This is a genomic window from Kitasatospora sp. NPDC054939 (assembly GCF_053610105.1).
Genome location: NZ_JBSGXP010000087.1, coordinates 1 through 23,359, shown reverse-complemented (window position 1 = coordinate 23,359; position 23,359 = coordinate 1). Strand labels below are relative to the sequence as shown.

The window sequence follows — 23,359 nt, the reverse complement described above, 5'->3', positions numbered from 1 at the left end:
GGGAACGCCGCAGGGGCGGCCCGGCCGGTCGGTGGGACCGGGGGCCGCCCCTGCGGGGTGCGGGTGGTACGGGGTGCGGGTGGTGCGGGGAGAGCGCCGTGCGGGTGCTCAGCCCTTCTGCATGACGTCGGGCTCGTGCCTCCGCTGGAGGCGGGTGACGATGACGCCGAGGATCGCCGCGAGGACGATCAGCATGAACCAGTCGAGCAGCAGCTGCCCGACGTTGTGGCCCCAGATCGCGTCCCAGACGGGCTCCTGCGGGTTGCCGTTCCACGGGCCCATGACGTGCGAGAGGTCGAGCGTCGTGGAGACCGCGCCGACGCCCCAGCGGGACGGCATCAGCCAGGCGAACTGCTCCAGGCCGGGCTTGTCGAACAGCTGGAAGAGGCAGCCGGTGAAGACGCACTGGACGATCGCGAACATCACCAGCAGCGGCATGGTCTTCTCGGCCGTCTTCACCAGGGCGGAGATGGCCAGGCCGAACATCATCGAGGTGAAGCTGAGCAGGATGATGCTGATGGTCATCTCGACGACCGGCGAGCCGGCGAGGATCAGGCCCTCCTCGGGCAGCTTGCGCGGCAGGAAGCCGACCAGGCCGATGATCGTGCCCTGCACCAGGCTGAAGAAGCCGAGCACGATGACCTTGGACATCATGTACGCCGAACGCGACAGGCCGGTGGCCCGTTCTCGTTCGTAGATCGCCCGTTCCTTGATCAGTTCTCGGACCGAGTTGGCCGCCCCGGAGAAGCAGGCCCCCAGCGCCATGATCAGCAGGATCGTCGCGGCGCCGCTGTTGAAGCCGAGCTTGCCGTTCGGCAGCGTCTTGTAGACGAAGCCCGCCGAGTTGGGGATCACGATGCTGACCCCGCCGAGGATGGCGGGCAGCAGGATCGACAGCGCCATGAAGCCCTTGTCGGAGGCGATCACCGACAGGTAGCGGCGGATCAGCGTCCACAGCTGCGAGCCCCAGCTCTGCGGCTTGGGCGGGCGCACCGCCTCCTGGACGATCTGCGCGGACTGCGCGGCCACCGAGTCGACGTCCGCCGAGTACTGCTGGTAGTGCACCGAACCGCGGTAGCGGCCGGCCCAGTCGTGGTCCGGGTAGTTCTCGAAGGCCTGGAAGACGTCGGCCCAGGTCTCGTACCCGAAGAAGTGCAGGGCCTCGTCCGGCGGGCCGAAGTACGCCACCGAGCCGCCCGGCGCCATCACCAGGAGGCGGTCGCAGAGCGCGAGTTCGGCCACCGAGTGGGTGACGACCAGGATGGTGCGGCCGTCGTCCGCGAGGCCGCGCAGCATCTGCATGACCTCGCGGTCCATGCCCGGGTCGAGGCCGGAGGTCGGCTCGTCCAGGAAGATCAGCGACGGCTTGGTGAGCAGCTCCAGGGCGACCGAGACACGCTTCTGCTGGCCGCCGGAGAGGGCGGTGATGCGGTTGTCGGCGCGCTTGTCGAGGCGCAGCTCGTACAGCACCTCGTCGATCCGGCGCTCGCGCTCGGCGGCCTCGGTGTCGCCGGGGAAGCGCAGCCGGGCCGCGTACTTGAGGCCGGTGCGGACGGTGAGTTCCTTGTGCAGGATCTCCGACTGGGGCACCAGGCCGATCCGGGAGCGGAGTTCGGCGAACTGCTTGTAGAGGTTGCGGCCGTCGTACAGGACGTCGCCGCGGTCGGCCGGGCGGTAGCCGGTGAGGGCGCGCAGCAGGGTCGACTTGCCGGAGCCGGAGGGGCCGATGACGGCGACCAGCGACTTCTCCGGGACGCCGAAGCTGACGTCGTTGAGCAGGATCTTCTTGGCGCCCTTGTGCTCGACCTCGACGGTCAGGTGGCGGGCGGAGAAGGAGACCGCGCCGGTGTCGACGAACTCCTGCAGCTGGTCGCCGACCAGGACGAAGCTGGAGTGGCCGACGGTCAGGCGGTCCTGCGGGCCCATCAGCTGGCGCTGGACGCGCTGGCCGTTGAGGAAGATGCCGTTGTGGCTGCCGAGGTCGACGATCTCGTAGCGGCCGTCGGGCAGCTGGTGCAGTTCGGCGTGGTGGCGGGAGACCTGGAGGTCGGAGACCACGATGTCGTTGTCGAGCGCACGGCCGATGCGCACGGTGCGCATGCCGGCGGTCAGGTTGCGGATCATCGTGGGCTGCGGGCCGCCGGGGTGCTGCGGCTGCGGCACACCGTGCTGCGGGGCCCCGTGCTGCGGTCCGGGCTGGCCGACGGGCTGGCCGGCCTGCTGGTGCGGGAACGGCTGCCCCTGCGGGAAGCCCTGCTGCTGCGGGAACGGCTGCTGCGGCTGCTGCTGCCACGGCTGCTGCTCGAACGGCTGCGGCTGCGGGGCCTGGTGGGCGGGCGGCTGCTGCCACTGCGGCTGCGGCACCGCGGCGCGGCTGGTGGCCGCCTCGTGCCAGGCGGGGGCCTGCGGGGCGGCGGCCTGGGCGGGGGCGGAGAAGCCCAGCCGGGGGCCGTTCTCGGCGTTGCCCAGGTTCACCACGGCGCCGGGGAACAGCTGGGCCTGCTGGGTGCGGGCGCCGGCGCTGTACGTGCCGTTGGTGCTGCCGTGGTCGTCCAGCTGCCAGCCCGCTCCGTTGAAGGAGATGGTGGCGTGGTGCCAGGACACCCTGGCGTCGTCGAACGGGAAGTCCGACTGAGGGTTGCGCCCGATGGTGTAGGACCGCCCCGGCTCCAATGTCCGCTGCTGTCCGTTGATCTCGATGACGAGTTGCGGCACTGCTCGCCTGCCCCGCTCTCTCGGTCCCCCGACTTTGGCCCCCGAGGGGGTGCGATGATCGTGTGTCTGACGGGGGGAATCATTCCAGCCCGCCGCCCGTTGACGAAAGCCGCCCCCGGGCACTGTGACCGGGCGGCAACGCAACCGGGGCCGTCCGGGTACGGTGCGTCGCACCCGCGGCCGGTCCGCCGCGGCCCTCCACAGGCCCCCCGCCGGGGCGTCCGTCCCGTGGACGGGTGCCGTGGTCCCGCCGGTCGGCCCGGTAGCGTGGGTTCCACCATGAACGCATCGCCCCCGGCCGCTGAGGCCCTCCCCGCCCCGCAGCCCCGGACCGAGGACGAGCGCACCCTGCTCGTCAAGGTGTTCGGCAAGGACCGCCCCGGTATCACCGCCGGCCTCTTCGCCACCCTGGCCGGCTTCGGCGTCGACGTGATCGACATCGAACAGGTGGTCACCCGTGGCCGGATAACGCTCTGTGCCCTGGTCACCCCCCCGTCGGGCGGCGCGCCCGGCGCGGAGGGCGCCCTGCGGGTCACCGTCCACCGCTGGGCCGAGGAACTGAAGCTCCAGGCCGAGATCATCTCCGGCACCGGCGACAACCGCCCGCGCCGCGAGGGCCGCTCGCACGTCACCGTGCTCGGCCACCCGCTGACCGCCTCCGCGGTCGCCGCGCTGACCTCGCGGATCACCGCCGCCGGCGGCAACATCGACCGGGTGTTCCGCCTCGCCAAGTACCCGGTGACCGCGGTCGAGCTGGCCGTCTCCGGTGTCGCCACCGAGCAGCTGCGCGCCGAACTGGCCCAGGAGGCCGCCACCCAGCGGGTGGACATCGCGGTGGTCGCGGCCGGGCTGGAGCGCCGGGCCAAGCGGCTGGTGGTCATGGACGTCGACTCGACGCTCATCCAGGACGAGGTGATCGAGCTCTTCGCGGCGCACGCCGGCTGCGAGGAGAAGGTCGCCGAGGTCACGGCGGCGGCGATGCGCGGCGAGCTGGACTTCGCCGAGTCGCTGCGCGCCCGGGTCGCCCTGCTGGCCGGGCTGGACGCCGCGGTCACCGAGAAGGTGCGCACCGAGGTCCGGCTCACGCCGGGGGCGCGCACCCTGATCCGCACGCTCCAGCGGCTGGGCTTCCAGGTGGCGATCGTCTCCGGCGGGTTCACCCAGGTCACCGACCACCTGGTGGAGCAGCTGGGGCTGGACTTCGCCGCGGCCAACACCCTGGAGGTGGTGGACGGCAAGTTCACCGGCCGGGTGGTCGGTGAGATCGTCGACCGGGCCGGCAAGGCCCGCTGGCTGGCCCGCTTCGCCGAGCAGGCCCGGGTGCCGCTGGAGCAGACGGTGGCGATCGGCGACGGCGCCAACGACCTCGACATGCTGAACGCGGCCGGGCTCGGGGTGGCGTTCAACGCCAAGCCGGTCGTCCGGGAGGCCGCCGACACCGCGGTCAACGTGCCCTTCCTGGACACCGTGCTCTACCTGCTGGGAATCACCCGCGAGGAGGTCGAGGCGGCCGACACCCTGGACGGCACGCCGACCGAGTAGCCGTACCGGCCGAGCGGCCGCACGACCGACCGGGCGGCCGTACGCGGGCCCGCACGCCGGGCGCCCGCACGCCGAAGGGGCGCGAGGACACACTCCTCGCGCCCCTCGTGGTACCCGGCACCCTCCGTGCCTGCACCGGGCCTGCCGTCCTGCACCTGTCGTGCGTCGGCTCCCGCGTCAGTCCTGCGGCGTCCAGTACGAGACCAGCGAGGCGACGCCCGGCTCGACGCCCTTCCAGGAGCCGCTGAAGCTGAGCACAGCGCAGGCCGCCGTCGGGAACCCGCCGAGCCGCAGCCGCTCCAGCGCGTCCCGGTCGCCCTCGTCGCCGGCCAGGACCTGGGTCAGCCCGAGCACACCGGGATTGTGGCCCACCAGCACCACATCGGCGTACTCCTCCGGCGTCTCCTGGAGCACCGTGATGATCTCGCCCGGGCTGGCCTCGTAGACCCGCTCCTCGTACACGGTCTTCCGCGGGCGCTTGGGCAGCTCGTGCACGGCGAGCTTCCAGGTCTCCCGGGTGCGCAGGGCGGTCGAGCAGAGCACGTAGTCGGGGCTGATGCCCGAGTCGGCCAGCCAGCGACCGGCTTCCGGGGCCTGGTGGCGGCCCCGGTCGGCCAGCGGCCGCTCGTGGTCGTCGACGCCGTTCGGCCAGTCGGCCTTGGCATGGCGGAGAACGATGATCCTGCGGGGCGTGTCGGCGCTCATACCCAGCAAGCTTGGCAGAAAAGCCGCTTCGGGGCGCGACGCTCCCGGATGCCGCCACCCTCAGGGGTGCAGAGTGCCGTCCTGCGGGCCGGCACCGCACCCCGCGCGGGCCCGTACGACCGGGGTACGCCCGGTACGGCGCTGTACGACCGGGGTGCGGTTCAGCCGAGGTTCTGGGCGACGCTGGCGATGACGACCAGCAGGACCACGATGCCGCCGATCGCGCCGGCGATCAGGCCGAGCTTCTTGCGGCTGTCCTGGGGGTTCGGTTCGAGAACGGGCATGACCGGATTCTCGCACCCCTCACGGGCCCGGCCCGCACCGGGCGGCCGCTCCCCCGCTCCCCCGTCCCCCCGCTCCCCCGGCACCTGCTGCCCGCCGCGGCCGGGCGGGGCGCCGCCGCGGCCGGGCGGGGCGGGTCAGGTCGAACGGGTCAGGCCGGACGGGTCAGGCCGGGCGGACCGCCTCGTCCTCGATGTGGCGGGCCCGAGCCGCCCGCAGGCCGACCAGCATCTGCGGCACCAGCAGCAGGGCCAGGAAGCCCAGCGGCAGGTACCACTCGCCGGTCGCCTGGTACATCCGGCCGATCAGGATCGGGCCCGGGATGGAGATCAGGTAGCCGACGCCCTGGGAGAAGGCGGAGAGCTGGGCCACGCCGCCCGCCGTCCGGGCGCGCAGCCCGATCATGGTCAGCACCAGCGGGAAGGCGCAGTTCGACAGGCCCACCAGCACCGCCCACAGCCACGGCGCACCGGCCGGCGAGAGCATCAGGCCGGTGTAGCCGACGATGCCGAAGGAGGCCAGCACCACCACGAACAGCCGCTGGTCGCCGCGCCGGGCGGCCAGGTTCGGCAGGACGAACGACACCGGTACGCCGATCACCATGGTGACCGCCAGCAGCACGCCCGAGGTGCCCTCGGAGATCCCGGCGTCCTGGAAGATCGTCGGCAGCCAGCCCATCGCCACGTACGCGCCGGTGGCCTGCAGGCCGAAGAAGACGGCCAGTGCCCAGGCGGTACGGCTGCGGGTGATCGGCAGCCGCTCGGCCGCCGCGCCGCCCGCGGCCTTCTCGCCGCGCTCGCGCTTGGCCGCCGCGACGGCCAGCCACAGCACCAGGGCGACGGCACCGAGGCCGGCCCAGACGCCCAGGCCGATCCGCCAGTCCCCGCCGAGCGCACCGGTCAGCGGCACGGTGACGGCGGCGGCCAGCGAGGTGCCGGCCGAGAGCGCCATCGAGTAGAGGCCGATCATCGGGCCGACCCGGTCCGGGAAGTAGCGCTTGATCACCACCGGGATCAGCACGTTGGCGACCGCGACGCCGGCCAGCGCCAGCGCGGTCAGCAGCAGGAAGACCGCGGTGCCGCCGGCGAAGGAGCGGGCCAGGACGCCCAGGGTGATGGCGCCGAGCCCGGCGGTGACCACCGCGATCGGGCCCATCCGGCGGGCCAGGCCGGGGGCGGCGAAGCCGAACACCGCGAAGCAGAGCGACGGCACGGCGGTGAGCAGGCCCGCCACGGTCGGGTTCATCCCGAGGTCGGTGCGGACCTGGTCGAGCAGCGGCCCGAGGCTGGTGACCACGGGCCGGAGGTTGAAGGCGGCGGCGGCGATCGCCAGGGCGAACAGCCAGCCGAGGTACTTCTCGCGGGTGCCGGAGCTCCGCTCGGTCTGCGGGAGCTGCGGAAGCTGCGGACGGGCCGGGCGGCGGGTTGCGCGCGCCGGGGCGGTGGTGGTCTCTGCTGCGGGTGGCATGCCGCCCATCATAGAATGATGGGATGAATTTGTGCATCCTTGAATTGGCATGATGTCCCGACCCGCCCCGCAGGGGCCGGCCCACCCGCCGAACCCCTGACCGAAGCCGCAAGGAGTCCCCCGTGGCGCTGTCCTCGCCGAGGCGCACCCCGCTGTCCGACCAGGTGATCGCGCAGCTGCGCGCCCAGATCACCTCCGGGGAGTGGCCCGTCGGCTCGCGCATCCCGACCGAGGCCGCCCTCGTCGAACAGCTCGGGGTCGCCCGCAACACCGTCCGCGAGGCCGTCCGCGCCCTCGCCCACAACGGACTGCTCGACATCCGCCAGGGCTCCGGCACCTACGTCCTCGCCACCAGCGAACTGGCCGGGGTCATGCACCGCCGGTTCGCCGACGCCGACCAGGCCCAGGTCGCCGAACTCCGGATCGCCCTGGAGACCTCCGCCGCCGGCCTCGCCGCCGCCCGCCGCACCGACCGCGACCTCGAACTCCTTGAGGCCGCCCTCGCCCGCCGCGAGGACGCCTGGCGTTCCGGCGACGCCGAGGACTTCATCCAGGCCGACGCCGCCTTCCACCAGGCCGTCGTCGCCGCCTCCCACAACGACGTCCTCGGCGCCGTCTACGCCGACCTCGGCGAGGTCACCCGCGCCCACCTGCGCCACGACGTCGGCCCCGAACTCATCGCCGACCGCTACCTCGGCCACGACGAGATCCTCCACGCCATCCGCGCCGGCGACCCCGCCCGGGCCTCCCACGAAGCCGGCCGCGCCATCGGCGCCTGCTCCCCCGAAGGCACCTGACCCCCCGCACCACGACACGCCCGACCGGACGCCTGTTCGACCAGGCGCGGGCACACGGTGTGATCGCGTGCTAACGTCCCGCAAGGCGTTGACAACGCCCTGACACGACCAGCCCGATCAGATCTGGGGGGATTTGATGCCGGACCCGGACCGTACGCCGGGAGGCGGCACCCCGACGGGGGTCGCTCTCGGCGCCCTCGCCAGGGCCGCCGCCGCACTGGACTCCATCGCCGCCGAAGCCGTCAACGGCGGCAGGGCCGCCGACGACGCGACCACCGCCGCCGCCACGAAGCTCGGCTGCTGGGAGACCGCCAACGCCCTGCGCGCCGCACTTACCGAGTGGCACGAGCAGGTCGCCGCGCTCAACGGCCGACTCGGCCAGGAGGCGGGCATGATGCGCCAGACGCACGCCAACTACGCCGGCGTCGAGGGCGCCATCGCGGAATCCTTCGGTGGGGGGCGATGACCGTGCTCGGCTACGAGGAAGTCCTGAACGCCGACTTCGCCCCGCTCGCCGCGGCAGCCACCGGCTGGAACGAACTGGCCAAGCGCTACGCGGCGGTCCAGCAGCGGATGCAGGGCGAGGTGCTCTCCGTCACCGGGAACCCGACGCTGTGGACGGGCTACAGCGCGTTCACCGCCGATCAGCACCTGCGGCTGACCCTGCAGCAGACCGCCGACGCCCAGACCGAGGCCAAGGCCGTCGCCTCGATCATCGCCGACGCCCAGGTCGACTTCGAGACGGCGCAGAAGAAGCTGCGGGCCACCGTCGCCGACGCCACCGCCGACGGCATGAAGATCACCGGCACCGGCGTGGCCGCCTTCGACCCCACCACCCTCGACCCGGCGAGCAGGCAGGACTACGGCCACGACCGGGACTTCCAGCGCAAGTGCGCCGAGGCGGCCGGGCAGTGGACCCAGAAGATCAAGGTCTACCTGGAGGAGGCCACCGCCGCCGACCAGCGGGCCGCACTCGCCCTGCGCCGCGCCGCCGCCGTCGGCCCCACCAACGAGTTCAACGGCAAGGCGGTCGGCGGTGGGGACGCCGCCGACGCCCAGCGTGCCGCAGGTCTCGCCGAGAAGCTCAAGAACGGCGGCAACCTCACCCCGCAGGAGCTGGCCGAACTGAGCAACCTCATGAAGGCCAACTCCGGCAGCCCCCAGTACAGCCAGACGCTCCTCGCCTCGCTCGGCCCCGAGGGCACCCTGCGGCTCGCCGACGAGATCCAGCAGCGGATGAACGAGCGGGACGGGAAGTTCAAGGGGGAGTTCGCCGACCTCCAGACCAACCTCGCCAACACCGTCGCGGGAGCCACCCGGGACCCGAACTCCCCGTTCTACCAGGACTTCCGCAAGGGCCTCCGGGAAGCCGGGAGCAAGCCGCTCCACGGCGGGGCGTCGCCGGTGTACGGGTACCAGACCCTGGCCACGCTGTTGCAGAAGGGGAACGCCGGCTACTCCAAGGAGTTCCTGGTCGACCTCGGGACCGACGTCCTCGCCGCCGACCGGGCCTGCAAGGGCAACTGGCCGGCGCACCACGACGGCCCGCGCCCGGACCTGGTGCACGACCCGCTGGACAGCGTGCTCGGCCTCATGGGCGGGCACCCCGAGGCGGCGACCGCGTTCCTCGACCCCACGGCCCCGGGCGCCGGGGACCGGCTCGCCTACCTGCTGCGGGAGCGGGACTGGAGCCAGAACACCCCGTACACCCTCACGGGCGGCGGCCCCCCGCTGAACGGCAGCGGCCCTGCACCGTCGGGCCTCGCCGCCGCACTCGAAGCGGGGGCCACCGGCGACGTGCCGGGCGAGGGCGCCCACAACGGCGGTCCGCACACGCCGGCCCAGGCACGCGTGATGCAGGGGATCGTCGAGACCCTGGACGCCGAGGGCAAGGGCGCCGACATCCCCGAAGGCCTGCGGATGCCCATCGCCAACGCGCTCTCGGACTACGTCGACGACACCCACCGGATCCTCTCGGAGCACAGCTCGAACGCCGACCGCGACGGGGCCTGGGAGGAGAACGGCGTCGGCCACCTCGGCGGCGACAACGCCCAACTGGTCCGCGTGATCCGAGGAGTCGCCGAGGAGCCCGAGGCCTTCGCCACCCTCTACGCCGCCGAGCAGGCCAAGGCCGCCGAGGAGTTGGCCGGTATCCCCGCTGACCCCCGGGTCAACGACAGCGAACGCCAACGGCCCGCCCAGCGCATCGGCACCGCACTCGGCGCCTACGACGCCGTCGCGGTCTCCGTCATCCTGGACGCGAAGGACGACAGGATGGAGTGGGCGGAAAAGACGGGCCAGATGCTGTCCACCATCAACAGCGGAACCACGGGCTACTTCCCCAAGGTCGGCGACTCAGTCGGTGCTCTGGTCGACGCCGGCATCAACCAGTGGGTGGACAGCGTCAAGAAGGACGCCCAGGACACCGGGAATCTCAAGGCCTCCGAGGAGCACCAGAAGACTTCCCGGCACGAACGGCAGCTGGTGTTGGAGTGGGGCCGCGGGCACGGGTACGGAAAGGAATCCGACATCGTGGATGACGTGTACCGCTCGTTGGACTCCGGGCGCACCAACGGATACCTGCACGCCAACAACGCCATGGGACGGAACGCGCAGAAATGAACACCTCGCGGCGTACCCGGCGTCTGCTGCGGCTCGGAGTGCCGTCCCTGGTGCTGGCCTTGGCGGCCGGCGGGTGGGTGGCCTGGCAGTACACCGACCTGTTGGTTCCGGACCCGCTGTGCGGCGGGGCGGTCGCTGCATCGGACGTTCGGGCCGTCCTGGGTGGTGGCAGGATCGAGGTCGTCGCCTCGGAGCGGTCGCATGATCGGGCCGATCCGAAGTCCACCTGCATCGTCTCGGTGGCCGACAGCGGAAAGGAATCGGGCCGACTGGTCCTGCGGACGGTGGGCGTCGACCCGGTTGGCGCGATCGACCCCGCGATGTCGCAGCCGGATCGGGGGCCGATCGGCGGATTCTTCAACACCAGCGGCTGGATGCTGCTGCCGTCCGGCTGTCGGCTACCCGCGCGCGGCACGGACCTGGCGCCCGGCCGTGATGCCGACGCGGTGGAGGTGTCGGTGCGCAGCTCCAAGGGCGGCCCCGGCACCCCTCCGACCGGCCGCTCCGAGGAGGCACCCCTCCCTGAGGCCAGGGCAGCCCTGGCCCGGCTCTCCGCCGGCTTCGGCGCCGCGGTCGCACGTGCCACCGGCTGTGGTTCCGCCGACGTTCCGGACACCCACCTGACGGCTGCGGGCTCCTCCGCACAGCGGGCCGTTAACGGGCAACTCTGCGAACAGCCCGGTGCCGGAACCGGACCCGGAGCCACCCCGGAGGGTCTCTACCAACGGGTCAGCGATCCGGCTGCACCAGTCCAGGTCTGCTGGATCCACCACGAGGACGCCGCGCCGACCGAAGCACCTGCGATCCGGTTCACCAGCAGTACCGATCCCCGTTTCCCCGGCCTGCTCCTCGACCGGGAGTCACTGGGCAGGAGCCTGCCGCCGGGATGGCGCGGCAAGGGCACGCCGAACACCGTCGTCGCTCCCTGCGGCAACGGCACCCTCCTGCTCAGCCTGATGGCCGAACGACCGTACGTCGACCCGGGCACTCCGACCATCGACGCACCGCTCTTCCGTACCTGGGCAGCTGCCGTCACCGCCGAGCACGACTGCGAGCCCGTCGCGCCGCGGTAGGCCCCGGAGAACGCGCCGCCGCCCGGCGCCCCCTCGCGGGGGTGCCGGGCGGCGGGGTGGGGCGGGGTGGGCGTCAGGCGCCGATGGCGTGGAGGCCGCCGTCGACGTGGATGATCTCGCCGGTGGTCTTCGGGAACCAGTCGGAGAGCAGGGCGACGACGCCGCGGCCGGCCGGCTCCGGGTCGGAGAGGTCCCACTTGAGCGGGGAGCGGTGGTTCCAGACGTCCGCCAGCTCGCCGAAGCCCGGGATGGACTTGGCGGCCATCGAGCCGATCGGGCCGGCCGAGATCAGGTTGCAGCGGATGTTGCGCTCGCCCAGGTCGCGGGCCAGGTAGCGGTTGGTCGCCTCCAGGGCGGCCTTGGCCGGGCCCATCCAGTCGTACTGCGGCCACGCGTACTGCGCGTCGAAGGTGAGGCCGACGACCGAGCCGCCGTCCTGCATCAGCGGGAGCAGCGCGGTGGTGAGCGACTTCAGCGAGAACGCGGAGACCTGCATGGCGGTCGCCACGGACTCCCACGGGGTGTTCAGGAAGTTGCCGCCGAGGGCGTCCTGCGGGGCGAAGCCGATCGAGTGGACGATGCCGTCCAGGGTCGGCAGGTGCTCGCGGACCTGCTCGGCGATGCCGGCCAGCTGCTCCTCGTTGGAGACGTCCAGCTCCAGCACCTTGACCGGGTGCGGCAGCTTCTTCGCGATGCGCTCGGTCAGGCTCGGGCGGGGGAACGCGGTGAGGATGATCTCCGCGCCCTGCTCCTGGGCCAGCCTGGCGGTGTGGAAGGCGATGGAGGACTCCATCAGCACACCGGTGACCAGGATGCGCTTGCCCTCAAGGATTCCACTCATGTGTCAGTGACCCATGCCCAATCCGCCGTCGACGGGAATGACGGCTCCGGTGATGTACGCGGCCTCGTCGGAACCGAGGAACCGCACGGTGGACGCGACCTCGGCGGGCGCCGCGTAGCGGCCCAGCGGCACGCCGGCGACGATCTCCGCGCGGCGCTCGTCGCTGAGCACGGCGGTCATGTCGGTGTCGACGAAGCCGGGGGCGACCACGTTGACGGTGATGTTGCGGGGGCCCAGCTCGCGCGCGAGCGAGCGGGCGAAGCCGACCAGGCCGGCCTTGGAGGCGGCGTAGTTCGCCTGCCCCGGGGAGCCGGACAGGCCGACCACCGACGAGATCAGCACGACGCGGCCCTTGCGGGCGCGCATCATCAGCTTGGAGGCGCGCTTGACCACCCGGAAGGTGCCGGTCAGGTTGGTGTCCAGGACGGAGGTGAAGTCCTCCTCGGACATGCGCAGCAGCAGCGTGTCGTGGGTGATGCCGGCGTTGGCCACCAGCACCTCGACACCGCCGTGCTTGGCCTCGACCTCGGTGAACGCGGCGTCGACCTGGGCGGCGTCGGTGATGTCGCACTTCACGGCGAGGACGTCGTACTTGGCCAGGGCCTCGGGCACCTCGCCCGAGCGGCTGGTGATCGCGACCTTGTCGCCCGCCTCGGCGAAGGCCAGGGCGATCGCGAGGCCGATGCCCCGGTTTCCTCCGGTGACGAGAACCGAGCGGCTCACCGATCCACCTCTCTCCGTGTTGACCGAATGTGCGTGCGGCTGGATGCGTACGCAGTGTGACGCTATCGGTCGGCCGCGCGCTGCGACGAATCGGGCTCCCACAGCGCCTCCGCGGCGGAACTGTCGCGTTCCGACAATCCGGCCCGCCGGGAACAAGGACCGGCGCCGTACCCGTTGGCCCCGTGGTACCGGTGGCCCGGTGCCGTGGACCGACCGACCGACGAGTGAAGGCAGAGCGCGGATGAGCAAGGCACAGCCCGGGGGCACCGGCCGGCGGGGACGGCTGCTGGCACTGGCGGCGCTGGCGGTCGGCGCGGGAGCGGCGGCCTGGTCCCTGCGCGACCTTCCGGCCGCGTTCGGGCGGCGCCCGGACGGCGAGCGCGAGGAGCGGGTGCGCAACTCGCCGCAGTACCGGGACGGCACCTTCCACAACGCGCCCTCCGAGGTGGCCCGGGACCGCTCGACGCCCGAGGTGGACCGCGGCACGCTGCGCCGGATGCTGTTGGAGCGCGAGGGGCGGACGCCGGCGCTCCCGGTGCCGACCGTCCGCCCGCTCGCCGCGCCCGAGGGGCCGGACGCCGGCGGGCTCGCCGTCACCTGGTACGGGCACGCCTCCGCGCTGGTGGAGATCGAGGGCTCCCGGGTGCTGCTGGACCCGATCTGGAGCGAGCGCTGCTCCCCGGCGGCGCACGTCGGGCCCAAGCGGCTGCACCCGGTGCCGGTGGAGCTGGAGGAGCTGCCGCCGGTGGACGCGGTGCTGATCTCGCACGACCACTACGACCACCTCGACATGGCGACGGTCAAGCGGCTGGTGCGCTGCCAGTCGGCGCCGTTCGCGGTGCCGCTGGGCATCGGGAGCCACCTGCGCCGCTGGGGCGTGCCGGAGCACCGGATCATCGAGCTGGACTGGGACGAGACGTGCACCCTGGGCGATCTGGTGCTGACGCTCACCTCCGCCCACCACTTCTCCGGCCGCGGCCTGACGCGCAACACCACGCTCTGGGGCTCCTGGGTGATCGCCGGGCCCGAGCGCAAGGTCTTCTACACCGGGGACTCCGGCTACTTCGAGGGCTACGCGGCGATCGGCGAGCGGCACGGGCCGTTCGACGCGGCGCTGGTGCAGATCGGCGCGTACGACGAGGCGTGGGCGGACATCCATATGACCCCGGAGGACGCCGTCCGCGCCCACCGCGACCTGCGGGCCGGGCTGCTGGTGCCGGTCCACTGGTGCACCTTCAACCTGGGCCTGCACCCGTGGGCGGAGCCGGTCGAACGGGTGCTGGCCGAGGCCAAGGCGCAGGCGGTGCCGCTGGCGGTGCCGCGGCCGGGCGAGCGGGTGGACGTGGACAACCCGCCGGAGCTCGACGGCTGGTGGGAGGGCGTGGCCTGACCGGACCGCACCGCCACGGGGTATCACCGGGCCACCGGGTGTCCGGGTCGCACCGGCGGCCCGGACACCCTCGGTAGCCGGCGCCGACGCCGGGAGCCGCGCCGCGGGTCACCGGAGCGCGTCACCGGAGCGCGTCGCCGAAGCGGGTCACAGCCGCGGCCGCGGCGCTCCCCGGCCCCGCCGGGCTGCGGCCCCGGCCCGCGCCTCCCGGCGGGCCGCCACGGCGCGCACGGCGACCCCCCGGTGGTAGGCCGTGTCGGCCTCCTCCCAGCGCCCGGCGGCGTGCAGTTCGCCGGCCAGGTCGTCCCAGGCCCGCGCCCTGGCCGCGGCCGTCGCGTACCGGCCGCCCCGCGCCTCCAGCAGCCGGACCGCCCGGTGGCGCAGCTCGACGGCCCGCTCGAACCGGCCGAGCGCCGCGTGGCACTCGGCCTGCAGCCCGAGCGCGCCCGCCAGCAGGCCGCGGGTGGCCGCGTCCTCGGGAGGCGGCTCACGCGGCTCCCGCAGCACCTGCTCGGCCCGCTCGGCCGCCTCAAGGGCGGGTGCCGGCCGGTCGGCCGCGCGCAGCACGACGCCGAGGTTGTACAGCTGCCGCCCGTACGCGGTCACGGAGACCCGCTGCGCCACCGCCACCGCCTCCTCCATCGCCGCCACGGCCTCCGCGGGCCGGCCGAGCGCGAGGTGCGCCGTGGCGGAGCGCATGAGCAGCGACGCCAGCCGTGCGCCGTTCCGTCGGCCGACCCGCCCGCTGTTCCCGCCGCCCTTACGCCCGCCGCCCTTGTGCCCGCCGTGCTTCCACCCGCCGGCCCGCCCGCCCCGCCGGCCCGGTCGGCGCAGCAGCGCGATGCCCGCGGCGAACCGTTCGGCGGCCTCGGCGGGCCGTTCCTCGCCGAGCAGGGCCCGGCCCTCCAGCTCCCGCAGCGTCGCGGTCCGGTAGGCCCGCCGGCCGGGCAGCAGCCCGGACCACGCCCGCCCGGTGCGCGGAGCGGCCGCGGCCGCGGCCGCCGAGGCCCCCGCCGACCCGTCCACCACCGCGTCGACCGGCCGGCCGTTCACCGGCCGCTCGTTCCACCGGTCGAGCGCCCCCATGTGCTCCCCCTCCGCTCCATCACCACTATCGTCCCCAACCCCATGCGGCCGGAAGCACGTTGGGGCAACGGGCCGGACCCGCCGGGCGCGCCGGGGCACAGGCGGCGCGCGGGCGGGCGGGACGAAACCTGCTGGCCGAAACCGGGGCGAGGGGCAATGATGCGGTGCGGGCTCCCCTGACCGGGGGCGGCCCCGACCTCCCAGCCATCCCCCGACCCAGGGAGCCCGATTGCCTCCGACCAACAGCTCCGGCACCGCGCAGGGGCGCGCCGTCGACCCGCTGTTCCTGGCGTACCCGCTGCGCACGCTGGCCGACGCCGCGCTCACCCGCGCGCGCGAACTCGGCGTCGAGCACGCCGACTTCCGCCTGGAGCGGGTGCGCAGCGCGTCCTGGCGGCTGCGCGACGCGAGGCCGGCCGGCACCTCCGACAGCGTCCAGCTGGGCTTCGCCGTCCGGGTGCTGCTGGACGGCGCCTGGGGCTTCGCCGCCGGGGTGGACCTGACGACCGCCGCCGCGGCCCGGGTCGCCGAGCAGGCGGTCGCGGTGGCCCGCCTGTCCGGTGGGATTAGCCGCGCCGCGGGGTCGAAGGAGCGCGTCGAGCTGGCGGACGAGCCGGTGCACGCGGACGCCGTCTGGGTGTCCGCGTACGAGGAGAACCCGTTCGAGGTGCCGGACGCGGAGAAGACCGCCCTGCTGGCCGAGTGGAGCGGCCGGCTGCTGGCGGCCGAGGGCGTCTCGCACGTGCTGGCCACCCTGCTGACGGTGCAGGAGAACAAGTTCTACGCCGACACCGCCGGCACCGTGACCACCCAGCAGCGCATCCGGCTGCACCCGACCCTCGAAGCGACCTCGGTGGACGAGCGCACCGGCGCCTTCGACTCGATGCGGACCCTGGCGCCGCCGGTCGGCCGGGGCTTCGAGTACCTGCGCGGCACCGGCTGGGACTGGGACGCCGAGCTGGCCGAACTGCCGGTGCTGCTGGCCGAGAAGATGAAGGCGCCGAGCGTCGAGTCCGGCCGCTACGACCTGGTGATCGACCCGTCCAACCTCTGGCTGACGATCCACGAGTCGATCGGGCACGCCACCGAGCTGGACCGCGCGCTGGGCTACGAGGCCGCCTACGCGGGCACCTCCTTCGCGACCTTCGACAAGCTGGGCACGCTCAAGTACGGCTCCGAGCTGATGCACGTCACCGGCGACCGCACCGCCGAGCACGGCCTGTCCACCGTCGGGTACGACGACGAGGGCGTCGCCACCCGGTCGTGGGACCTCGTCAAGGACGGCGTCCTGGTGGGCTACCAGCTCGACCGGGGGATGGCGAAGCTGAAGGGCTTCGACCGTTCCAACGGCTGCGCCTTCGCCGACTCCCCGGCGCACGTGCCGGTGCAGCGGATGGCGAACGTCTCGCTGCAGCCGGCCGCCGGCGGCCCGTCCACCGAGGGCCTGTTCGCCGGGGTGGAGAACGGCCTGTACATCGTCGGCGACCGCTCCTGGTCGATCGACATGCAGCGCTACAACTTCCAGTTCACCGGCCAGCGCGCGTACGCCATCCGCAACGGCGAGCTCGCGGGCCAGGTGAAGGACTTCGCGTACCAGGCGACCACCACCGACTTCTGGGGCTCGATGGCCGCGGTCGGCGGCCCGGAGACCTACGTGCTCGGCGGCGCCTTCAACTGCGGCAAGGCGCAGCCCGGCCAGGTCGCCGCGGTCAGCCACGGCTGCCCCTCGGCGCTGTTCCGCAACGTCAACGTGCTCAACACCCAGCAGGAGGCGGGTCACTGATGGCCGCGATTCAGCCCCACGAGCTCGTCGAGCTGGCGCTCGGCCTCTCCCGCACCGACGGCTGCGTGGTGATCGCCGACGAGGAGTCGACCGCCAACCTGCGCTGGGCGGGCAACGCGCTCACCACCAACGGCGTCACCCGGGGGCGCCGCCTCACCGTGATCGCCACGGTGGCCGGCGCCGAGGGCACCGCCTCGGGCGTGGTCTCCCGCGAGGCCGTCACCCGGGAGGAGGTGGAGGGCCTGGTGCGGGCCGCCGAGGAGGCCGCCCGCGCGGCCGGCCCGGCGGAGGACGCGCAGCCGCTGGTCACCGACCGGCCGTCCGCGCCGGACTTCACCGCCCCGCCCGCCGAGACCTCGATCGAGGTGTTCGCGGCCTTCGCGCCCGCCCTCGGCGAGGCGTTCGCCCGGGCCGCCGCGCAGGGCGAGCTGCTGTACGGCTTCGCCCGGCACGAGCTGACCACCAGCTACCTGGGCACCTCGACCGGCCTGCGGCTGCGCCACGACCAGCCGACCGGCATGGTCGAGCTGAACGCCAAGACCGCGGACCTGTCCGGTTCGGCCTGGGCGGGCGCCTCCACCCGGGACTTCGCCGACGTGGACGTCACCGCGCTGCACGCCGAGCTGACCGAGCGCCTCGGCTGGGGCGCGAACCGGATCGACCTGCCGGCCGGGCGGTACGAGACGCTGCTGCCGCCCTCGGCGGTGGCCGACCTGATGGTCTACCTGAGCTGGTCGGCGGGCGGCCGGGACGCCTTCGAGGGCCGGACGGTCTTCTCGAAGCCGGGCGGCGGCACCCGGGTCGGCGACAAGCTGAGCAGGCTGCCGCTGACCCTGCGCTCGGACCCGGCCGAGCCGGGCCTGGAGACGGCGCCGTTCGTGCTGGCGCACGAGACCGACGGGGACGCCTCGGTCTTCGACAACGGCACCGCGCTGTCCGGGACCGACTGGATCCGCGACGGCGAGCTGGCCCATCTGGTCACCAACCGGCACTCGGCCGCGCTGACCGGTCTGCCGCTGCGCCCGGCCGGCGACAACCTCGTCCTGGAGACGGCCGGCCGGGAGGCCGCGCCGACCCTGGCCGAGATGATCGCCCGCACCGAGCGCGGCCTGCTGCTGACCTGCCTCTGGTACATCCGCGAGGTGGATCCGGCGACGCTGCTGCTCACCGGCCTCACCCGGGACGGCGTGTACCTGGTCGAGAACGGCCGGGTGGTCGGCGCGGTGAACAACTTCCGGTTCAACGAGTCGCCGGTCGACCTGCTGGGGCGGATCAGCGAGGTGGGCCGTACCGAGCGGTGCCTGCCGCGCGAGTGGAGCGACTGGTTCACCCGGACCGCGATGCCGCCGGTGCGCGTTCCGGACTTCAACATGAGTTCGGTCAGCCAGGCGTCGTAGCGCCCGGCCGACCCGGGAAGGATCGAGAGAATGGACGAGAAGCGCACGGTCAGGACCAGCAAGCTGCTGTCCCGCGTCCTGCGGCACGACCCCGGCAGCATCGGGATCGAGCTGGACGCGGCCGGCTGGGTGCGGGTGGACGCGCTGCTGGCGGCGCTGTCCGCCCGCGGCACCCGGCTGGACCGGGCCGGGCTGGACCACGTGGTGGCGACCAACAACAAGCGCCGCTTCGCGTACTCGGAGGACGGCCTCTCGATCCGGGCCAGCCAGGGCCACACGGTGGCGGTCGACCTCGGTCTGGCCGCCGCCGAGCCGCCCTCGGTGCTGTTCCACGGCACCACGGGCCGCAACCTGGACGCGATATACCGGGAGGGCCTGCGGCCGATGGCCCGGCAGGACGTCCACCTCTCGGCCGACACCGACACGGCCGTGCGGGTGGGGTCCCGGCACGGCCGTCCGGTGGTGCTGGCGGTGGACGCGGCGGCGATGGCCGCGGCCGGCCACGTGTTCCGGGTCAGCGCCAACGGCGTCTGGCTCACCGACGCCGTCCCGCCGCAGTACCTGGGCCGACACTCCGACGGCTGAACCCCGGTCTCCCCGCCCCGCCCGGTGCGGCGTACCGTGAAGTGGCCGCGCGGTACGACGAGCCGTGCGGGAGCGGACGAAGGCGGTAGGGCATGCGCAGGAGTGCCGACGGACAGGTGCACCGGATCACGGGGGCGCGCAGCAGCCTCTCCGAGGACGTCCGGGGCCGTCAGCGCCGCTACGTGGTCTCGATGCTGCTGCGCACCGTGTGCGTGCTGCTGGCGGTGGTGCTGTGGGACGTGCAGCGGGTGCTGGCCTTCGGTGCGCTGGCGGGTGCGGTGCTGCTGCCGTACTTCGCGGTGCTGATCGCCAACGCGGGCCGGGAGAGGGCGCCGGGGCTGCCGAGCACCTTCGCCTTCTCGGCCGATACGCCGCTGATGCTGGGCCCCGGCGGGACGGGTGGGGGCGGTGCGTCCGGTGCGGCGGGCGGGGCGGACGGTTCTGTCACGGATTCTTCACAGACCTCGACATGAGCGCCTGATTCACCCCGGTTTGCCTGCTCTACGGGGGTAGAAAGCTCAAAAGAAGCTCAGATTAATCATGCAAGACCTCCCCAAACACCTTCCCGACCGTGACATACTGCGTACGCGCTCCGCATCCCCCGTCGGAGCGACGGACCGACGCCGGGCGGCTCCCCCCGTGGCTGCCCGGCGTCGCCATGCCCGAAACCGGGCCGCGTCCGGCGCGTGACAGACTGGCGGCACGCCGATCCCGCCGAGCTCCGAGGACGCCTTGATGAACACCCCGCAGACGCCGGTCTGCTCCGCCAAGGGCTGCCGGGCGGACGCCCGCTGGGTGCTGGTCTGGAACAACCCCAAGCTGCACACCCCGGACCGCCGCAAGACCTGGGCGGCCTGCGAGGAGCACCGCGAGCACCTGTCGCAGTTCCTGGGCGTCCGGGGCTTCCTCAAGGAGGTCGTCCCGATCGAGGACTGGACCCCCGAGGACGACCCCCGCTGAGCCCGGACGCCCGACCGGCACCCCGCGCCTAGCCGCCGATCGCCGACATCGGGCGCTCCGGCTGGAGGAACTCGGGTTCGTCGATCCCCGCCCCCGCCTTCTTGCCCCACATCGCCTGCCGCCACAGCGCGCCGATCTCCGCGTCGCTGCCGCCCGAGCGCAGCGCGGTGCGCAGGTCGGTCTCGCCGGTGGCGAAGAGGCAGTTGCGGACCTGGCCGTCGGCGGTGAGCCGGGTGCGGTCGCAGGCCCGGCAGAACGGCCGGGTGACGGAGGCGATCACCCCGACCCGCCCCGGGCCGCCGTCCACCAGCCAGCGTTCGGCCGGCGCGGCCCCGCGCTTCGCGGAGGGCTCGGGCGTCAGCGCGTACCGGGCGGAGAGCAGTTCCAGGATCTCCTCGGCGGTGACCATCCGGGTGCGGTCCCAGCCGTGCTGGGCGTCCAGCGGCATCTGCTCGATGAAGCGCAGCTCGTACCCGCGCTCCAGGCACCAGCCGAGCAGGTCGGCGGCCTCGTGGTCGTTGGTGCCGCGCATCAGGACGGCGTTGAGCTTGACCGGGGTCAGCCCGGCGGCCTCGGCGGCGGCCAGCCCGTCCAGGACGTCCTGGTGGCGCCGGCGCCGGGTGAGGGTGTGGAAGGTGTCCGGGTCGAGGGTGTCCAGCGAGACGTTGACCCGGTCGAGGCCGGCCTCGCGCAGCGCGGTCGCGGTGCGGGCCAGGCCGATGCCGTTGGTGGTGAGCGAGAGCTCGGGGCGGGGCTCCAGTGCGGCGCAGGCCGCGACGATGCCGACCAGCCCGGGGCGCAGCATCGGCTCGCCGCCGGTGAAGCGGACCTCGGTGACGCCGAGGTCGCGGACCGCGATGCCGACCAGCCGGACGATCTCCTCGTCGGTGAGCAGTTGCGGCTTGCCGAGCCACTGCAGGCCCTCCTCGGGCATGCAGTAGGTGCACCGGAGGTTGCAGCGGTCGGTGAGGGAGACCCGCAGGTCGACGGCGCGACGGCCGAAGGTGTCGAGCAGCACGGCGGTTCCCTTCCCCGGATCAGGTGGCCCGTCGCGCCGTGGGAGGCCGCGGGCCCGGCCCGCCGTCGGGCGGCAGGCCGGGCCAGCTTAGTCAGGCGGCGGCGTCAGTGGGCGCCCAGTCCGGTCAGTGAGCGGACCTCCAGTTCAGCGTACTTCGCCGGGTCGGCCTTCTCCTTGGCCAGGACGGTGCCGAGCCAGCCGGCCAGGAAGCCGATCGGGATGGAGACCAGGCCGGGGTTGGAGAGCGGGAACCAGTGGAAGTCGGCGTGCTGGAAGAGCGAGTCCTTGCCGGCGCCGGAGACCACCGGGGAGAAGAAGACCAGCAGCACCGAGGAGGCCAGTCCGGCGTAGACCGAGCTGACCGCGCCGACGGTGTTGAAGCGCTTCCAGAACAGCGAGTACAGCAGCGTCGGCAGGTTGGCGGAGGCGGCGACCGCGAAGGCGAGCGCGACCAGGGCGGCGGTGTTGAGGTTGCCGGCGAACAGGCTGAGCAGGATCGCCACCGCGCCGATCACCACGGCCGCCCATTTCGCCGAGCGGACCTCCTCGCGCTCGCTCGCCCTGCCGCGCCGGATCACGTTGGCGTAGAGGTCGTGGGCGAAGGAGGCGGAGGAGGCCAGGGTGAGGCCGGCCACCACGGCGAGGATGGTGGCGAAGGCGACGGCCGAGATGACGGCCAGCAGGACCGCCCCGCCGGTGGTGCCGGGGCCGCCGCCGAGGACCTCGGCGAGCTGGGGGGCGGCGGTGTTCCCGGCCGGGTTGGCGGCCTTGATCTCCTTCGGGCCGACCAGGGCGGCGGCGCCGAAGCCGAGGGCGAGGGTCATCAGGTAGAAACCGCCGATGATGCCGATCGCCCAGAGCACCGACTTCCGGGCGGCCTTGGCGGTCGGCACGGTGTAGAAGCGGACCAGGATGTGCGGCAGGCCGGCGGTGCCGAGCACCAGGGCAAGGCCCAGGCTGAGGAAGTCCAGTTCGGTGGTGGCGCTCGCGCCGTACTTGAGCCCCGGTTCGAGGAAGGCCGCGCCCTTGCCGCTGGCGTCGGCGGCGGCACCGAGCAGGGCGGAGACGTTGAAGTCGTACTTGGCGAGCACCAGGACGGTCATCAGGGCGGTGCCGGCGATGAGCAGCACGGCCTTGACGATCTGGACCCAGGTGGTGCCCTTCATGCCGCCGATGACCACGTAGACCACCATCAGCGCGCCGACCGCGACGATCGTCCAGCGCTTGGCGGCGTCGCCGCTGATGCCGAGCAGCAGGGCGACCAGGGTGCCGGCGCCGACCATCTGGGCGAGCAGGTAGAAGATCGACACCACGATGGTGGAGATCCCTGCGGCGGTCCGCACCGGGCGCTGGCGCATCCGGAAGGCCAGCACGTCGGCCATCGTGTACCGGCCGGAGTTGCGCAGCGGTTCGGCGACCAGCAGCAGGGCGACCAGCCAGGCCACCAGGAAGCCGATGGAGTAGAGGAAGCCGTCGTAGCCGGAGAGCGCGATCGCCCCGGCGATGCCGAGGAAGGAGGCGGCGGACATGTAGTCGCCGGAGATCGCCAGGCCGTTCTGGAAGCCGGTGAAGCCGCGGCCGCCGGCGTAGTAGTCGGAGGCGTCCTTGGTCTGCCGGCCGGCCCAGATCGTGATACCGAGGGTGGCCAGGACGAACAGCCCGAACAGGGTCATGGTCAGACCGCGGTGCTCGGTGCTCGGGGCGGCGAGCAGGGCGGCGCCGGCCGCCGGGGCCGCGTCGGCGAGCGGGCTCATTCGCCGGCCTCCCGGGGAGCGTGGACAGCGGCGCCCTCGTGCTGCTCGCGGATCGCGGTGGCGGGCGGGTCGAGCCGGCGGTCCGCGTAGCGGGCGTACCAGGCGGCGATGGCGAAGGTGGTGGCGAACTGCAGCAGGCCCAGCACCAGGGCGACGTTGACGTGCCCGACGACCTTGGTCCCCATCAGGCCGGGCGCGTAGCTGGAGAGCAGCACGTACAGCAGGTACCAGAGGACGAAACCGAGGGTGACCGGGAAGGCGAAGTTCCGGAAGGAGCGCCGCAGCGCCCGGAACTCCTCGCTCTCCTCGATGCGTTGGACTTCCGTCGGGGCGGTGGCGGTCGGTGGTTCCACTCGGGTCTCCTCACTCCTTCGGCGTACGGGTCGCACAGGGGGAACGAGCGGACGTGAGCGGCGTCACAGTCCGGTGCGTGCCGCGCCATGCTAGGAGCGGACGGTGGGGCCCGGTAGTGGTTTTGACCGCGATCAGCCAGATCTTCACCCGTCCCTCGCGTCCCAATGGCCGAATCCGACCGCTTCCGGGCATGTTCGGACGGCGCGCGGCGCGGTGCCCGCGCGGGTACGCCGGAGGGGCGGCGCCCCGGGCGTTCCCGGTGCGC

21 protein-coding genes are annotated in these 23,359 nt (G+C 73.2%); 11 read left to right on the top strand and 10 right to left on the bottom strand.

Features of this window, described 5'->3' with window-relative positions; translation table 11 throughout:
* Positions 1–108 precede the first annotated feature (108 nt).
* The gene (locus tag ACWGB8_RS23585) at positions 109–2,715 is read right to left on the bottom strand and encodes an FHA domain-containing protein (protein WP_452215541.1); all 2,607 of its coding nucleotides are present in this window, start codon (positions 2,713–2,715) and stop codon (positions 109–111) included.
* A gap of 279 nt (positions 2,716–2,994) precedes the next feature.
* On the opposite strand from ACWGB8_RS23585, the gene serB reads away from it, so the two are divergent.
* Entirely contained in the window at positions 2,995–4,257 is a 1,263-nt protein-coding gene (serB, locus tag ACWGB8_RS23580; protein WP_452215540.1) for a phosphoserine phosphatase SerB, read from the top strand.
* Between the two features lie 177 nt (positions 4,258–4,434).
* On the opposite strand, the gene ACWGB8_RS23575 is transcribed toward serB, so the two are convergent.
* The 3 genes from ACWGB8_RS23575 to ACWGB8_RS23565 all read right to left on the bottom strand — a co-directional run bounded on the left by ACWGB8_RS23575 (position 4,435) and on the right by ACWGB8_RS23565 (position 6,720).
* Positions 4,435–4,962 (bottom strand): SixA phosphatase family protein, encoded by a 528-nt coding sequence (locus ACWGB8_RS23575; protein ID WP_452215539.1) that lies wholly within the window; start codon positions 4,960–4,962, stop codon positions 4,435–4,437.
* A gap of 161 nt (positions 4,963–5,123) precedes the next feature.
* Positions 5,124–5,246: an SGM_5486 family transporter-associated protein gene (locus ACWGB8_RS23570; RefSeq protein WP_452215538.1), complete on the bottom strand. Its 123-nt coding sequence runs from the start codon at positions 5,244–5,246 to the stop codon at positions 5,124–5,126.
* 163 nt (positions 5,247–5,409) lie between these two features.
* Positions 5,410–6,720: a CynX/NimT family MFS transporter gene (locus tag ACWGB8_RS23565; RefSeq protein WP_452215537.1), complete on the bottom strand. Its 1,311-nt coding sequence runs from the start codon at positions 6,718–6,720 to the stop codon at positions 5,410–5,412.
* Positions 6,721–6,833: 113 nt separating this feature from the next.
* On the opposite strand from ACWGB8_RS23565, the gene ACWGB8_RS23560 reads away from it, so the two are divergent.
* The 4 genes from ACWGB8_RS23560 (at position 6,834) to ACWGB8_RS23545 (ending at position 11,203) form a co-directional block, all read left to right on the top strand.
* Positions 6,834–7,508 carry a FadR/GntR family transcriptional regulator gene (locus ACWGB8_RS23560; protein ID WP_452215536.1) on the top strand — a complete coding sequence of 225 codons (675 nt, stop codon included), beginning with the start codon at positions 6,834–6,836 and terminating at the stop codon, positions 7,506–7,508.
* Between the two features lie 136 nt (positions 7,509–7,644).
* Positions 7,645–7,974, top strand: a complete 330-nt coding sequence (locus tag ACWGB8_RS23555) for a WXG100 family type VII secretion target (RefSeq protein ID WP_452215535.1) — start codon at positions 7,645–7,647, stop codon at positions 7,972–7,974.
* A complete protein-coding gene (locus ACWGB8_RS23550; protein ID WP_452215534.1) occupies positions 7,971–10,130 on the top strand; it encodes a hypothetical protein in 2,160 nt (719 codons plus the stop codon). Before ACWGB8_RS23555 ends, ACWGB8_RS23550 begins: the two co-directional genes overlap by 4 nt.
* Entirely contained in the window at positions 10,127–11,203 is a 1,077-nt protein-coding gene (locus ACWGB8_RS23545) for a hypothetical protein (protein WP_452215533.1), read from the top strand. The genes ACWGB8_RS23550 and ACWGB8_RS23545 overlap by 4 nt, the downstream gene beginning before the upstream one ends.
* Before the next feature lie 73 nt (positions 11,204–11,276).
* Here ACWGB8_RS23545 and fabI read toward each other — a convergent pair whose 3' ends face one another.
* Both fabI and fabG read right to left on the bottom strand, forming a co-directional pair.
* Complete coding sequence (gene fabI, locus ACWGB8_RS23540; RefSeq protein WP_452215532.1) at positions 11,277–12,044, bottom strand: enoyl-ACP reductase FabI; 768 nt, start codon at positions 12,042–12,044, stop codon at positions 11,277–11,279.
* A 3-nt stretch (positions 12,045–12,047) separates the two neighbouring features.
* The gene (fabG, locus tag ACWGB8_RS23535; RefSeq protein WP_452215531.1) at positions 12,048–12,767 is read right to left on the bottom strand and encodes a 3-oxoacyl-[acyl-carrier-protein] reductase; all 720 of its coding nucleotides are present in this window, start codon (positions 12,765–12,767) and stop codon (positions 12,048–12,050) included.
* Between the two features lie 241 nt (positions 12,768–13,008).
* On the opposite strand from fabG, the gene ACWGB8_RS23530 reads away from it, so the two are divergent.
* Positions 13,009–14,157 (top strand): MBL fold metallo-hydrolase, encoded by a 1,149-nt coding sequence (locus ACWGB8_RS23530; RefSeq protein WP_452215530.1) that lies wholly within the window; start codon positions 13,009–13,011, stop codon positions 14,155–14,157.
* Positions 14,158–14,304: 147 nt separating this feature from the next.
* Here ACWGB8_RS23530 and ACWGB8_RS23525 read toward each other — a convergent pair whose 3' ends face one another.
* Positions 14,305–15,243, bottom strand: coding sequence for a tetratricopeptide repeat protein (locus ACWGB8_RS23525; RefSeq protein ID WP_452215529.1), 939 nt, complete (start codon positions 15,241–15,243; stop codon positions 14,305–14,307).
* Between the two features lie 229 nt (positions 15,244–15,472).
* Between ACWGB8_RS23525 and ACWGB8_RS23520 the strand changes: the two genes are divergently transcribed.
* From ACWGB8_RS23520 to ACWGB8_RS23500, 5 genes are all read left to right on the top strand, one after another.
* Positions 15,473–17,026, top strand: coding sequence for a TldD/PmbA family protein (locus ACWGB8_RS23520; RefSeq protein ID WP_452215528.1), 1,554 nt, complete (start codon positions 15,473–15,475; stop codon positions 17,024–17,026).
* Complete coding sequence (locus ACWGB8_RS23515; RefSeq protein WP_452215527.1) at positions 17,026–18,423, top strand: metallopeptidase TldD-related protein; 1,398 nt, start codon at positions 17,026–17,028, stop codon at positions 18,421–18,423. The genes ACWGB8_RS23520 and ACWGB8_RS23515 overlap by 1 nt, the downstream gene beginning before the upstream one ends.
* Before the next feature lie 30 nt (positions 18,424–18,453).
* A complete protein-coding gene (locus tag ACWGB8_RS23510) occupies positions 18,454–19,008 on the top strand; it encodes an RNA 2'-phosphotransferase (protein WP_452215526.1) in 555 nt (184 codons plus the stop codon).
* Positions 19,009–19,100: 92 nt separating this feature from the next.
* The gene (locus tag ACWGB8_RS23505; protein ID WP_452215525.1) at positions 19,101–19,481 is read left to right on the top strand and encodes a DUF3099 domain-containing protein; all 381 of its coding nucleotides are present in this window, start codon (positions 19,101–19,103) and stop codon (positions 19,479–19,481) included.
* Positions 19,482–19,743: 262 nt separating this feature from the next.
* Positions 19,744–19,968, top strand: coding sequence for a hypothetical protein (locus ACWGB8_RS23500; protein ID WP_452215524.1), 225 nt, complete (start codon positions 19,744–19,746; stop codon positions 19,966–19,968).
* A 28-nt stretch (positions 19,969–19,996) separates the two neighbouring features.
* Here ACWGB8_RS23500 and moaA read toward each other — a convergent pair whose 3' ends face one another.
* The 3 genes from moaA to ACWGB8_RS23485 all read right to left on the bottom strand — a co-directional run bounded on the left by moaA (position 19,997) and on the right by ACWGB8_RS23485 (position 23,093).
* Positions 19,997–20,986, bottom strand: a complete 990-nt coding sequence (gene moaA, locus ACWGB8_RS23495; protein WP_452215523.1) for a GTP 3',8-cyclase MoaA — start codon at positions 20,984–20,986, stop codon at positions 19,997–19,999.
* 104 nt (positions 20,987–21,090) lie between these two features.
* Entirely contained in the window at positions 21,091–22,659 is a 1,569-nt protein-coding gene (locus ACWGB8_RS23490) for a solute symporter family protein (protein ID WP_452215553.1), read from the bottom strand.
* A gap of 77 nt (positions 22,660–22,736) precedes the next feature.
* Complete coding sequence (locus ACWGB8_RS23485; RefSeq protein ID WP_452215522.1) at positions 22,737–23,093, bottom strand: DUF485 domain-containing protein; 357 nt, start codon at positions 23,091–23,093, stop codon at positions 22,737–22,739.
* Between the last annotated feature and the right edge of the window lie 266 nt (positions 23,094–23,359).